At 36.9% G+C, this 12,957-nt stretch carries 13 protein-coding genes; 4 read left to right on the top strand and 9 right to left on the bottom strand.

The window, feature by feature from the left end; genetic code table 11:
• Window positions 1–152 precede the first annotated feature (152 nt).
• The 7 genes from OL225_RS03995 to OL225_RS03965 form a co-directional block, all read right to left on the bottom strand.
• On the bottom strand, window positions 153–851 hold the full coding sequence (locus OL225_RS03995; protein WP_264517341.1) for an urease accessory protein UreF: 699 nt from the start codon (window positions 849–851) through the stop codon (window positions 153–155).
• Window positions 844–1,353: an urease accessory protein UreE gene (gene ureE, locus OL225_RS03990; RefSeq protein ID WP_264517340.1), complete on the bottom strand. Its 510-nt coding sequence runs from the start codon at window positions 1,351–1,353 to the stop codon at window positions 844–846. Before ureE ends, OL225_RS03995 begins: the two co-directional genes overlap by 8 nt.
• Window positions 1,343–1,990 carry a hypothetical protein gene (locus OL225_RS03985; protein WP_264517339.1) on the bottom strand — a complete coding sequence of 216 codons (648 nt, stop codon included), beginning with the start codon at window positions 1,988–1,990 and terminating at the stop codon, window positions 1,343–1,345. The genes ureE and OL225_RS03985 overlap by 11 nt, the downstream gene beginning before the upstream one ends.
• A gap of 113 nt (window positions 1,991–2,103) precedes the next feature.
• Entirely contained in the window at window positions 2,104–3,825 is a 1,722-nt protein-coding gene (ureC, locus tag OL225_RS03980) for an urease subunit alpha (RefSeq protein ID WP_264517338.1), read from the bottom strand.
• A gap of 1 nt (window position 3,826) precedes the next feature.
• The gene (gene ureB / locus OL225_RS03975; RefSeq protein ID WP_047378418.1) at window positions 3,827–4,195 is read right to left on the bottom strand and encodes an urease subunit beta; all 369 of its coding nucleotides are present in this window, start codon (window positions 4,193–4,195) and stop codon (window positions 3,827–3,829) included.
• Window positions 4,196–4,206: 11 nt separating this feature from the next.
• A complete protein-coding gene (gene ureA / locus OL225_RS03970; RefSeq protein ID WP_034697260.1) occupies window positions 4,207–4,509 on the bottom strand; it encodes an urease subunit gamma in 303 nt (100 codons plus the stop codon).
• Window positions 4,510–4,668: 159 nt separating this feature from the next.
• A complete protein-coding gene (locus OL225_RS03965) occupies window positions 4,669–5,034 on the bottom strand; it encodes a hypothetical protein (protein ID WP_047378419.1) in 366 nt (121 codons plus the stop codon).
• Between the two features lie 407 nt (window positions 5,035–5,441).
• Between OL225_RS03965 and pruA the strand changes: the two genes are divergently transcribed.
• The 3 genes from pruA to OL225_RS03950 all read left to right on the top strand — a co-directional run bounded on the left by pruA (window position 5,442) and on the right by OL225_RS03950 (window position 8,197).
• On the top strand, window positions 5,442–7,067 hold the full coding sequence (gene pruA, locus OL225_RS03960) for an L-glutamate gamma-semialdehyde dehydrogenase (RefSeq protein WP_264517337.1): 1,626 nt from the start codon (window positions 5,442–5,444) through the stop codon (window positions 7,065–7,067).
• A 382-nt stretch (window positions 7,068–7,449) separates the two neighbouring features.
• Window positions 7,450–7,671, top strand: a complete 222-nt coding sequence (locus OL225_RS03955) for a hypothetical protein (RefSeq protein WP_047378421.1) — start codon at window positions 7,450–7,452, stop codon at window positions 7,669–7,671.
• Window positions 7,672–7,987: 316 nt separating this feature from the next.
• Window positions 7,988–8,197, top strand: a complete 210-nt coding sequence (locus OL225_RS03950; protein WP_264517336.1) for a hypothetical protein — start codon at window positions 7,988–7,990, stop codon at window positions 8,195–8,197.
• Between the two features lie 402 nt (window positions 8,198–8,599).
• Here the strand turns inward: OL225_RS03950 and OL225_RS03945 are convergent, their stop codons facing one another.
• Window positions 8,600–10,228 carry an AraC family transcriptional regulator gene (locus tag OL225_RS03945; protein WP_264517335.1) on the bottom strand — a complete coding sequence of 543 codons (1,629 nt, stop codon included), beginning with the start codon at window positions 10,226–10,228 and terminating at the stop codon, window positions 8,600–8,602.
• 302 nt (window positions 10,229–10,530) lie between these two features.
• Here OL225_RS03945 and OL225_RS03940 point away from each other — a divergent pair, with 302 nt between their 5' ends.
• The gene (locus OL225_RS03940) at window positions 10,531–11,691 is read left to right on the top strand and encodes a thioredoxin family protein (RefSeq protein WP_047378424.1); all 1,161 of its coding nucleotides are present in this window, start codon (window positions 10,531–10,533) and stop codon (window positions 11,689–11,691) included.
• A gap of 213 nt (window positions 11,692–11,904) precedes the next feature.
• Here OL225_RS03940 and OL225_RS03935 read toward each other — a convergent pair whose 3' ends face one another.
• Window positions 11,905–12,927, bottom strand: a complete 1,023-nt coding sequence (locus tag OL225_RS03935; protein WP_047378425.1) for a 3-oxoacyl-ACP synthase III family protein — start codon at window positions 12,925–12,927, stop codon at window positions 11,905–11,907.
• Window positions 12,928–12,957 lie beyond the last annotated feature (30 nt).

Below are 12,957 nucleotides of genomic sequence, written 5' to 3'. Positions count from 1 at the left end.
GGTATATTTTTTTAATTGAGAATATTGTAAAGGATGCAAAGGCATTTCATTCGGCTAAGAGGCATACGCATTCATTGAATTTTAAACTTCTTCATTCTCTTAGCTTTCCAACCGTCATTAATCATTTTGCCTTTACTTCCTTTTTACCTTTTCTATGACATATAAAGCCTTGAATAAAGCCTTTCATGCTGCATGCACCTGATATCAAAAGCGGTATTACAAAGTCCTACCATATCTCTGTCCAGCTCCATGGTTTCCCATACTGTTTTTTCCATTACAGGATACAGAGAAAACAGGATATCCTGTCCGTCCAGCTGTCCGAGAGGAACCAATTTTACAGCATTGGTAATCATTCCGGCAACTGAAGTATAGTAGAATCCCAAAAGTGCTTCGTACAAAGGAATTTTCATCAGGTAAGCATACACTCCGAACACAATACAGTAATGAGAATTGGCTTCTTTATTCTGAACTGCTTTTTCAAAAGCTTCCATAAAAGGGAAACTTTCTCTTCTCCTGAAAATTTTGATCAGTCTGAGCCCCAGTTTCTGGCTGGCCTGGCGGATTTCCTTTGGACATTTTATCGCATTACATTCATTATCAAGAAGTATCAACCCCTCTAAGTCTCCTTTTTCTGCTGCTTTATAAGCCAGTTTTACAAAAGCTCCATCATTGAATTTAAGGTTGTACTGAAGCATATTCTGTACAAACTCTTTTGCTGTTGCCAGATTATGTACAATTCTTTCCTGTACATAGGTTTCAAGTCCGTTAGAATGGGTATAACCACCGATGGGAAGTGTAGGGTCTGCTAGATGAAGCAGTCCTGACAGGAAATTTATGTTTATATTATTCATCTTTCGGGGCAGCCATTTTTAGGATTTTTGTAAAGATTGTTGATCCCAAACTTCCGTGTCCGTGAGGTTCTACATTCGATTTAAGAAGATTCAGCAGTTTCACAGATTGTTTTTCCGGTTTGAACCCGCTTGCCTCCAGCCATCTGAACATCGGCATTTCAAAAGGAAGCAATACTTTGTCATTCTGAATAAAAAGCGGAATATGTTTATTCCCGATTTCATAACATACCGTGCCCATTTCCAGCAGTGAATTAGGTGACATTACAATAGCTTCTGTTTCCAGAACATTTATTGCAATTATTTTTTCTGCATCCTCAAAAAGAATATCTCCTTCACGCAAACGCTGTCCTTCTCTGAGAAATTTAATCGCAACATCAATTCCCTGTCTGGTTTTTTTACGCTGGATTCTTTTGGTGGTTTCAAACCATTCCAGATCAAGATAATCTATGGTTTTCTCCGTAGGATTTTCAGTTAGATTGCCTATGATTTGATTAATTATCATTTTTCGATTTTTTTCTGAAGTCTAAGTTTTTGGAAATCCCTACCCCGAAAGTGGAACCACTGATTCCTGCTACATAGCTTTTCGTCCAGCCTTCTTCTTTTGTTTTGGTCTGAAGCATGGATAGCTCTGCAAATTTGAATTTCAGTGCCCAGCCTCCTCCTAATAATATCCCAATCAAAGGATAGGCACGAAGACGGAATCCATTAAAATTCTGCATTGTGTCAGCAGCTGTTGACAACTGTTGTCCCCAAACATAATGGGCATCCACCTGGCCAATCAATACAAAATATTTTCCAAGCATTAGGGATGGACTATACCAGATACCGGCTTCATTTTGTTTGTATATTACATTATGATCAACCGTATTCTGCGAGTAAGCATAATTGACCCCGATAAGATCATTATTATTGATAAAGTAACCTACTCCAAGCGGTGCACTGGAAACGGTACTGCTGCTGCTTGACGGGGTTGTAATTTTAGAATAATCTAAGGAACCATAGACCATAAACTGTCCTTTTGGTCCATCTTCATCGCTTTTCAGCCTGTGCCCGCCCAGAAACTGAGCATTCAGATTCCCTGACAGCATAGACACACCGGCTATGGCAAGAGAAAAAACTGTTTTATTTAAATATTTCATTCTATACTTAGTTCTATAATTATTTTAAAATATGGACTGATAAATCTTTTTTAGTTGTTAAATAAACCTAACAGGTTTTTGAAACCTGTTAGGTTTTATTCGTAAAATTTATCTTAGAACAAGTAATACAACTGTGTTAAAGGAAGTGTTTCCGCAGGTTCGCAAGTGATGTATTCACCATCTACCGTTACTTTATAGTTTTCAGGATTCACTTCAATTAAAGGAGTCTTATCATTATGGATAAGATCTTTTTTGGAAATATTTCTACAGTTTTTCACCGGAAGAATCATTTTTTCCAGCTTGTAAGAAGCAATTGTTCCGTTATCAATAGAGATCTGGGAAACGAAGTTGGCACAAGTCCCAAACTTAGCTTTTCCGTGGGCTCCGAACATATTTCTGTAAATAACAGGCTGAGGCGTTGGGATAGATGCATTAGGATCTCCCATTTTAGCAGCAATTACAAATCCTCCTTTTACAATCATTTCCGGTTTTACTCCGAATAATGCAGGTTTCCAGATTACCAAATCTGCCAGTTTTCCTTCTTCAAGAGATCCTACATATTCTGAAATACCATGTGCAATAGCCGGGTTGATGGTATACTTAGCAACATATCTTTTTGCACGGTAGTTATCGTTATTGGTATTCTGATCTTCTTCCAAAGCACCTCTCTGCTCTTTCATTTTGCTTGCCGTCTGCCATGTTCTTGTGATCACTTCCCCAGGTCTTCCCATCGCCTGAGAATCTGAACTCATAATGCTGAAAACACCCATATCATGAAGAATATCTTCTGCTGCAATGGTTTCAGGACGAATACGGGAATCTGCGAACGCTACATCCTCAGGAATATTTTTGCTCAGGTGGTGGCAAACCATCAGCATATCTAAGTGCTCATCGATTGTATTTACTGTGTAAGGACGCGTAGGGTTTGTAGAAGCTGGTAATACATTGGGGTACATAGCCGCTTTAATGATATCCGGTGCGTGGCCTCCACCAGCTCCTTCTGTGTGGAATGTATGGATCACTCTTCCGTTGATTGCTCTCATGGTATCTTCAAGGAATCCTCCTTCATTCAACGTATCGGTGTGGATGGCAACCTGAACGTCATATTTATCCGCTACTTTCAATGCGGCATCAATCGTTGCGGGAGTTGCTCCCCAGTCTTCGTGAATTTTTACCCCTAAAGCACCTGCTTCCACCTGCTCTTCAATAGGTTCTTCTGCCGAACAGTTTCCTTTTCCGAAGAAACCAAGATTCATAGGATATTCTTCTGCTGCTTCAAGCATTTTCTGCATGTTGAATCTCCCCGGAGTTACTGTGGTAGCATTAGTTCCATCATTTGGACCTGTACCGCCACCGATCATTGTAGTGATTCCGCTGTAAAGTGATGTTTCGATCTGCTGAGGACAGATATAATGAATATGGGTGTCAATTCCTCCTGCAGTTACGATATATCCTTTTCCACCATGAACTTCCGTTGAAGCACCAATAATCATATTAGGAGATACACCATCCATCGTATCAGGATTACCTGCTTTTCCGATTCCTACAATTTTTCCGTCTTTGATCCCGATATCACCTTTTACAATTCCCCAGTGATCAATGATTACAGCTCCTGTAATACAAAGATCCAGAACACCTTCGTCTCTTTTAGCGGTAACATTCTGTCCCATCCCGTCACGTACAGTTTTTCCTCCTCCGAAAACTGCTTCGTCACCGTAGTGAGTGAAATCTTTTTCAATTTCAATGATAATTTCAGTGTCTCCCAGTCTGATTTTATCTCCGGCTGTAGGACCTAATATATTGGCGTATTGTTTTCTGTCTACGTTTAAGCTCATCTTAGTGATTTTTAAAGTTTAACTCTTCAACTTTTGCAAGGCTTGCTTTTTTCTGTTCTTCAGAATCTACCTGTCCGTCAACAAGGTTATTGAAGCCCATTGCTTTTTTGGTTCCTCCTATTTCTACCAACTCCACTTCTTTTTCTTCTCCTGGCTCGAAACGTACTGCAGTACTTGCTACAATATTCAGTCTCTTTCCGAAAGCTTTCTCGCGGTCAAAGCTCATCGCTTTATTGACTTCAAAAAAGTGAAAGTGTGAACCTACCTGAATAGGACGATCTCCTGTGTTTGTCACTTTTATTTTTACAGTTTCTCTGCCTTCATTGCAGATAATTGTACCTTCTTTTACAAAAATTTCTCCTGGTATCATAATCAGTAGTATTAGCGGATTGGGTTGTGTACGGTTACCAACTTTGTCCCATCCGGGAAAGTTGCTTCAATCTGAACATCGTGGATCATTTCTGAAACGCCTGGCATCACATCTTCTTTGGTAAGAAGGTTTGCTCCTTCCTGCATCAGTTCGGCTACTTTTTTTCCGTCTCTTGCTCCTTCAAGCAAAAAGTGACTGATCAGAGCAATTGATTCCGGGTAGTTTAATTTAAGGCCTCTTGCCTTTCTTTTTAGAGCGAGTTCGCCTGCCAGAAATAGCATAAGCTTCTCCGTTTCTCTCGGTGTTAAGTGCATAATATTTTTATTTAAAATTGGACAAACAGAATCCTGTTCACCTTTGTGTAAAGGCAAATAGAAATGTTCAAAAAAATGTAAAATGGGAAATGATTCTTACGGATCTGTATTAACATGAATACAAACCATAACAGATCATTTAAAAATTAAAAAAAGGGATTAGCAGCCCGCTATCTGCAGGCAGTGATACAGAATGTATCTCGGTGCTGTAATATAAATACGGTTTTGAACGGCCGCAACCCGTGTATTGTGAGAATAGCCTGCAAAGAAATAATTAAGCCATTGCTGTGCAAGTATTGAGTAATCAAATTTTACTTTCTCCCAGTCATTGGAATCCTGTACATCCTGCACATCTGAAAAACTGTAGATCTCAGGCTGGGTCTGCTGATCGGATTTCTGCTGAAGGAGATTAATTTTTGAGATAATATCAGAATATGATTGAGTTTTCCCTTTATGTACAAAAAGACCTGCACACAATGCTGAGAAAAATAAGACAAAAGAGAAAAATAGGACTCTTTTTTTCATACCCTGTTAATAATGGTGTAAAATTAGAACAATCTTAAAACCTTGGCTATCAAAAAGATTATTTAAAATGTTCAAAATCGCAACAAATACAATTTTATATAATTTTAACATTTCATGATAAATCCCTTATTTATAACACTTAAGCATTGCTCATGAACTATGACAAATATTTTATTGTCCCTATTCCTATAATTCTGATTATCCTCCTCATTTTTTCCTTCTATTTAAAAGATCATATAAATACATCTACTATTATCACTACAGGATGTTAAAAATCCTTTATTCATTAACGATTACTTAACAATAGGCTTTATTTCATAAAAACAGGCGGTATTTTTTTCTTTCCTTATAATTATCGTAAATTTGTATACACATCTTATTTAATTAATAAAATAATAAAACGTAATATGTCAAAAGCAATTTCGCAAGTACCATTAGCGGTAAATGAGCCGGTAAATTCTTATGAACCGGGATCTCCGGAAGTTAAAAGCCTTATCGACACTTATAAAAAAATGTGGGCTGAAAAGATTGAAGTTCCAATGATCATCAATGGAAAAGAAGTGAAAACTGATACAAAAGTACAGCTTCAGTCTCCACAGGATCATGCTCATGATTTCGGTTTCTACTATCAGGGTGGTATGCAGCATGTGGATGACGCTATCAACGCGGCATTGGCAGCTAAACAGGAATGGAATGAACTAGGCTGGGAACAGCGTGCCGCAATTTTCTTAAAGGCAGCTGATCTTTTGGCTGGTCCTTACAGAGATGTAATTAATGCTGCTACAATGATCGGGCAGTCTAAAAATGTACACCAGGCTGAAATTGATGCGGCTTGTGAATTTATTGACTTCTTAAGATTCAACGTAGAATTCATGACAGAAATGTATGCTGAGCAGCCGGTTTCTGACAATGGAATCTGGAACCGTGTTGAGTACAGACCATTAGAAGGATTCTGCTTTGCAGTAACTCCGTTCAACTTTACAGCGATTTCCGGAAATCTTCCTACTTGTATGGCAATGTTAGGAAACGTAGTGGTTTGGAAGCCGTCTGACAAGCAGGTATATTCTGCAAAAGTAATCATGGATGTATTGACAGAAGCGGGTCTTCCTGCAGGGGTTATCAACATGATCTTTACAGATGGAAAAGAAACTGCTGAAAAAGTATTGGCACACCGTGATTTTGCCGGTCTTCACTTCACAGGTTCTACGAAAGTATTCCAGGGAATGTGGAAAATGATTGGTGATAATATCCACAACTACAGAACATATCCAAGAATCGTTGGAGAAACAGGTGGTAAAGATTTTGTAATCGCTCACCCATCTGCTAACGTAGAAGCTGTAGCTACTGCATTGGTAAGAGGTGCTTTTGAATATCAGGGACAAAAATGTTCTGCTGCTTCAAGAGCCTATGTACCTAAGTCTCTTTGGGCTGACGTGAAAAAAGTAATGGAAACTCAGATGAATTCTATCAAAGTAGGTTCTCCAGAAGATACTTCAAACTTCGTAAACGCAGTAATTGACAAAAATTCTTTCGAAAAATGTAAAGGATATATTGATAGAGCTAATGCTTCAGGTGAAGCTACTGTTGCAATCGGTGGAAAATATGACGATTCTAAAGGATGGTTCGTACATCCAACAGTGATTGAAACTATAAATCCTCACTACGAAAGCATGGTAGAAGAGATCTTCGGCCCAATCTTATCAATCTACGTATATGAAGATCAGGACTGGAAAGAAACTCTGAAACTGGTAGATTCTACTTCTCCTTATTCATTAACAGGTTCTGTATTCTCACAAGACCGTTACGCAATCAATGAAGCTTATAAAGCTTTAGAGAATGCTTCAGGTAACTTCTATATTAATGATAAACCAACAGGTGCTGTAGTAGGACAACAACCTTTCGGTGGTGGTAGAGCTTCAGGAACAAATGACAAAGCAGGTTCTAAAATGAATCTTCTAAGATGGGTTTCTGTAAGAAGCGTAAAAGAAACGTTTGTTTCTCCAAAAAACTACAAATATCCATACCTTGGGTAATTGATAAGTAATGAATAATAGGCAATGAGTAATTATTGTCTGTTCTTTGAATACAGCCTCGGAATTTCGGTTTCGGGGCTTTTTTGTGGTGGGTTCGGGAGGCGGGATACAAGGTTCGGGATTTAAGGTACAAGTTAAAATTCACGGTTTAAAGTTTAGAGTTCAAGGTTTAAGATTTAAAGTTATTAATAGTTAAAGATGTACTTTACCTTCTTCAATACTCTAATACTCTAATACTCTATAACTCTCCCCCTCACTCCTAACCTTTACCACCTGCTACCTAACATCTTTTAACAAACTTTACCTATATTTTACGATTTCCCTTACCCTCTTAGGAATAATTGTTGATTTTCAATACGTATACACCCCAAAATAAGATAGTATGAAAAAGTTATTGCTAACAGTCATTGGAATAGGAATATTTGCAGTGAGCTGTGGAACCAAAGAATCGTCAATGTCATCGAGCAGCCGTGATTCAGCGACGGTAGACAATACACAAAAAAGTGTATCGCCTGCAACCACTGATACTATGACTACAAAAATGACAAATCCTGACAGTATCAAGATAAAAAAAGATTCTGCGGTAATGTCTCCTGTCAAATAGTATTTTGATATACGTTCAATTTAAAATGGAAAATCTGCAGATGAAAGCGCTGCAGATTTTTTTATTGAATAACCAGAAATGTTGGAGTTATCATGAAGTTTCGTTTTGAAAACGCTCATTTTCAGGTTTTGGCTAAAGCCGGTGATTATATATTATTTTTAAAGGTGGGTTAAAACCCACCCCTATTGAGTTTTAATAACAACATCTTTTATCTTTTATCTTTTATCTTTTATCTTTTATCTTTTATCTTTTATCTTTTATCTTTTTAATTAAATTCTTACATTTGATTAACACCAAACATTTAAAATATACTACTATGAAAAAAATCTGGATAGGAGCAGTTCTTGGACTTCTTTTCCTTGGAAGTTGTGCTCAGAATAAAGAAAAAAGAGAGGAATATAAAGATGCCCACAACAAGGATTCTTTAAGAAATAAAATGGGTGATTCTGCTGTGGCTAATTCTATACCTGCTCCGGCAGCTACCGATACTTCAAAAACAAAACCCGACAGTACAAAGGTTAAATAAAATCACAAATCCACAGAAGTCTGTGGATTTGCACTTAAAAAAACTTGACTGAAAAAAAACCGGGCAATCAACCCCGATTATGAGGTATATTTGATATTCTTGAACAGAATATTTCCTTTTAAAGATAAAAATGGGAACCGTGGCTGTTTCAATAATGAAATATGCCCGTGTTCCATATATCAATTTTTCATGGTTTAGTTGTAAGCTTAGGGAAATTGTCTTGCTTTATATTATTTCAGAAAAAGGATATTCCTTCAAAAAATAAAAGAGATCAGCTGTAGTATGATTGTGTTCATGTCCCTGGAACTGGCGCAAAGATAGGACAGCAAAGGGTTCCTGTAAAATAATAGGTTGTTCATTTTCGTGAAAATAGTAAGGTAGAATTTAAAAATCTATCTTTTTTTAATCATTTTCAGGAAAATGAACATTTTTATCTGATTGATTTTCAGCATCAAGATATTTGATATAAGCTGATGGAGAATAGTCTGTGACTGCTTTGAAAACTGCAGCAAACTTACTGTGTGAAGAGAAGCCGCATTCATCAGCAAGAATGCTTATTTTATATTGCCTGTACTTCTCATCGTTGATCAGCTTATCAACAATATATTTGATTCTTAAACGGTTGACATATGATTTAAAGTCAGCACTTTTATGCTGGTTAATTACATAAGACAGGTATTTTGTATTGGTGTTTAATTCACCTGCAAGAAAAGACAGAGACATTCCTTTATTGTTATAGAGATCACCTTTCTCAAAATCGTCAAGAAGTTCAAGCAGCTTTGATTCGGTTTCGGAAGTCATCAGAGAATCATTTCGTCTTCGGTCTGTTTCAGAATCTTTTTCATCAATTTCTTCCACAGATATATTGGAAAACTCAGAACCATCAGATTGTTTTAAAGGATGATTACTCCTGCTGCTCATCACTTTCAACTGAGTTCTTATGATATTTCTGAACTTTGAACGTTGTTTTTTCTGCTTCATTCTGAAGAAAACAAGTAAACCAATCAACAAAGTAAACAGGACAATAATGGTGGCATTTTTCACCAGATTCATATGTCCGCCCTTTTTGCTGATCTTCCCTTTTGAAATCTCTGCCCCTTTCATTGTGAAACTTTGATTACGGGCTGCAATACTGTCATATGTCCTTACATATTTCACAGCATATAAAGAAGCTTTGAAATTATCCCCTACTCCTTCATAGTAATCATTTATATTGGAGTATACTGCTTTTTTCAATGTAAGACTTCGGGAAGTATCTGCTATTTTTTCTGCTTTTTTAAGATATAGTTCAGCTTCTTTCCAGTTTTTCTGTTTCAGACGGATTCCTCCCAAACCATTATAAACCAATCCGAGCGTACAGCTTCCAACTTTAAGCAGGCCTTCAGCTTTCCTGTAATAATTTTCAGAAACGGGATAATCACTAAGTTTGAAATAGGCATCACCCAGCAATTGATAGGAAGCAGCAGCAGTCCTGTCTTCATTACGGCTATTGATTCTTTCAAAATATTTCAGGGAAGATTCTATAAACCGTATTGCATTTGAGTAATTACCCAGTTCCATTTCATAGAAAGCCATTTCCTGATTCAAGAGCCCTGCCGCTTCATTGCTTTTTTGAAAATCAGTAATCCTGCCGGAAGCTTCCAGCCCTTTTACAATGTATTTTTTAGACCTTTCATACAACCCTACCTGTCTATATTGTCTGCCAAGTAATCTGGTTACAACAGCCATCCATTCAGGATTGTTAGTCTGATTGATTACTGAGTGGGCGTTTTCACTATAGCAAATAGCTTTTTTAAGCTCACCAGCATGATGATAAAGTTCTGATGAGAGAATAAGACATTGTATTTTCTCAGAAGGTTTCTGTGCCAACATATAAAGAGAATCCGCAGTCTTGATCGCTTTGGGTAAGTCCTTATACGCCGTAACAGAAGAAGTTTTTTCACAGATCAGGTCAAAGCTGCTTTTTTTCTGAGCCAATATGGGGACTGCTGTTATCAGCAAAAACAAAAATTTCAGGAGATTTTTAGACATACAGAAACAAATTATTATTTTTTATTTTATAATAATTCATCATTATTTTCACTGGGTGTCTTTTTGTTTTTTACAAAACTAGTGATATTTTATTTTTTATTAAAACATTATATTGAAATTTAACTATTTAACCCAAAATAGCCATTTACATTAATTTTAATAATTACACAAAAACTATAGGTGATTATCTTTCATATCCCCCTATCTCTGTTTTAAAACTAATGTTATGGTATAATTATTTTCAATATGAACGGCTCATGTGTCATCATATTTATTACATTTGCAGGGAATAAAAAGTTTTTATGAAAAAAATAGCAATACTTTCCTCAATCTTTATAGGAGTTCTTGCATGGGCACAGGGAATTAAATTTGAAGACGGCAACTTCGCGTCTATCCTTGCCAAAGCAAAAAAAGAAAAAAAACTGGTCTTTATAGATGCATATGCTTCATGGTGTGGACCTTGTAAACTGATGGTGAAAAATATCTTTCCACTTCAGTCTGTGGGCGACTATTATAATTCTCACTTCATCAATGCTAAAATTGACATGGAGAAAGGAGAAGGAATTGAGCTGGCCAAAAAATATAATGTAAAAGCATTCCCTACTTATCTGTTTATTGACGGAAACGGTGAAGCGGTACACAGAACGTTAGGATATGTTGAAGAAAAAGACTTTATCCAGTTTGCCAAAGATGCTGAAGATCCGAACAAAAGACTGACTTCTCTAAAGCAGCAGTTTGAAAAAGGAGAAAAAGATCCTGAGTTTCTAAAGAACCTTGCAGGACTTACCATGTATAATGATGCTGAGTTTGCCGGTAAAGTACTTAACCGTTATTTCCAGCAGAAACCAAGTTTAGATCAGGAAGATGTTCAAATGCTTCTTTCAGGAGTTCAAACTACAGACAGCCCTCTGTACAAAATTTTCCAGGATAAGAAAGCGGATATCATTAAATTCTTCCCAGAAGATAAGTATGAAAAGTTTGACAAAAACATCAAGCTGAATACAGTTTCCAAAAAAGCATATAACGCAGATACAAAAAAATGGGACGACAACTACTTCATGTCTGAAACTCAGAAATTCTTAAGCAAAGAAGAGGCTGACAAGATCTTAAAAAGAATGAAAGCCAACAGAGCTTTAAAGAATAAAGATATTCCTGAGTATGAAAAACTGATCCTTGATTTATACAAAGACTATTCTGCGGCAGGTTCTGAAGAGCTGAATTCTCTTGCTTGGAACTTCTTTGAAAACGTAAGCAATAAATCATCTCTTGAAAAAGCAATTGCATGGGCACAGGAATCTGTAAAGAAAGATCAGAACTTTGCCAATACAGATACTCTGGCCAATCTTTACAATAAAATTGGAGACAAGAAAAATGCAAAAACCTGGGCTGAAAAGTCTATTGAGCTTGCAAAAAGCACAGGGCAGGATTCTTCTGACACCGAAAAATTATTGAAAAGCCTTTAATTAGGAATACATAAAGTAAAAAACCGCAGAACTTCAGTTCTGCGGTTTTATTTTGTTTGGTGAGCAGGAATGGCAAACCACCCGTCAAAAATTCTTTGAATTTTTGACACCTCTCCAAAGGAGGGGAATTTTCACGTCTTCAGTTGTAATATAAGTGAAAATAAAGCTCTCCTTCTATTTTATAAGATATAACAAGCGATTTATTCTCTTCATTTAGTATTCAAACAGAACACTTCCCCATGTAAATCCGCTTCCGAAAGCTGAAAGAAGGACCAAGTCTCCTCTTTTGATTTTCCCTTGTTCAATCGCTTCACTTAAAGCAATAGGGATAGAAGCTGCGGTCGTGTTTCCGTATTTCTGAATATTGTTAAAGATCTTTTCGTTCGGTAATCCGAATTTTTCCTGTACAAACTGAGCAATTCTAAGGTTCGCCTGATGTGGAATAAACATATCAAGATCTTCAACTGTTTTTCCTGCTTTGTTCAATGCTTCCATCATAGTCTCCGGGAACCTTGTTACCGCATGTTTGAACACGAAGTTACCGTTCATGATCGGATATACCTCTTTGTTGGTTACATTTTCAGGTTCTTTTCTCATTCTGTCACTCCATCCGAATTTTGACCCCGGGAACTGAGTACAAAGTTCATCTGCATATTTCCCTTCAGAATGCATATTTACTGCTAAAATATCACCTGAATTTTCATCTTCTGAAGCTGAAAGTACAACCGCTCCTGCTCCATCTCCGAAAATAACAGAAACCCCTCTGCCTTCGTCAGAAAAATCTAATCCGAAAGAGTGAATTTCTGCTCCAACAACAAGGATATTTTTATAAGTACCTGATTTAATAAATGCATTGGCAACGCTCATAGAATATACAAATCCTGAACATTGATTTCTCACGTCCAATGCTCCAATGGTATCACATCCCAGCATATCCTGAAGCAATACCCCGCTTCCCGGGAAATAGTAATCCGGAGAGAGGGTTGCAAAAACAATAAAATCAATGTCTTTTGAGGTAAGACCAGCATTCTGAATGGCTTTTTCTGAGGCTTTAAATGCTAAATAAGCAGTGGTTTCCTGAGCATCATTCCTGTTTTTTCTGTGTCTCCTTTCTTTGATACCCGTTCTTTCCGTAATCCATTCGTCATTGGTAGTCATTAGTTTTGCTAAATCATCATTTGTAACAACGTTATCTGGAACATAAAATCCCACACCTTTTATTGTACTTTTAATCATATAGTTTTTTAATTTTGGCAAAGATAAAAC

The sequence above is a fragment of the Chryseobacterium viscerum genome (assembly GCF_025949665.1).
Taxonomy (GTDB): Bacteria; Bacteroidota; Bacteroidia; order Flavobacteriales; family Weeksellaceae; genus Chryseobacterium; species Chryseobacterium viscerum_A.
This window is presented reverse-complemented; position numbering and strand designations above follow the sequence as displayed.

Bases quoted from the DNA above. Each gene is read 5' to 3' on its own strand.
- OL225_RS03965 (WP_047378419.1), bottom strand. From the start codon at position 5,034: ATGAAAAAAAGAGTCCTATTTTTCTCTTTTGTCTTATTTTTCTCAGCA.
- pruA (WP_264517337.1), top strand. From the start codon at position 5,442: ATGTCAAAAGCAATTTCGCAAGTACCATTAGCGGTAAATGAGCCGGTA.
- OL225_RS03985 (WP_264517339.1), bottom strand. From the start codon at position 1,990: ATGAAATATTTAAATAAAACAGTTTTTTCTCTTGCCATAGCCGGTGTG.
- OL225_RS03955 (WP_047378421.1), top strand. From the start codon at position 7,450: ATGAAAAAGTTATTGCTAACAGTCATTGGAATAGGAATATTTGCAGTG.
- ureE (WP_264517340.1), bottom strand. From the start codon at position 1,353: ATGATAATTAATCAAATCATAGGCAATCTAACTGAAAATCCTACGGAG.
- OL225_RS03940 (WP_047378424.1), top strand. From the start codon at position 10,531: ATGAAAAAAATAGCAATACTTTCCTCAATCTTTATAGGAGTTCTTGCA.
- ureC (WP_264517338.1), bottom strand. From the start codon at position 3,825: ATGAGCTTAAACGTAGACAGAAAACAATACGCCAATATATTAGGTCCT.
- ureA (WP_034697260.1), bottom strand. From the start codon at position 4,509: ATGCACTTAACACCGAGAGAAACGGAGAAGCTTATGCTATTTCTGGCA.
- OL225_RS03935 (WP_047378425.1), bottom strand. From the start codon at position 12,927: ATGATTAAAAGTACAATAAAAGGTGTGGGATTTTATGTTCCAGATAAC.
- ureB (WP_047378418.1), bottom strand. From the start codon at position 4,195: ATGATACCAGGAGAAATTTTTGTAAAAGAAGGTACAATTATCTGCAAT.
- OL225_RS03950 (WP_264517336.1), top strand. From the start codon at position 7,988: ATGAAAAAAATCTGGATAGGAGCAGTTCTTGGACTTCTTTTCCTTGGA.
- OL225_RS03995 (WP_264517341.1), bottom strand. From the start codon at position 851: ATGAATAATATAAACATAAATTTCCTGTCAGGACTGCTTCATCTAGCA.
- OL225_RS03945 (WP_264517335.1), bottom strand. From the start codon at position 10,228: ATGTCTAAAAATCTCCTGAAATTTTTGTTTTTGCTGATAACAGCAGTC.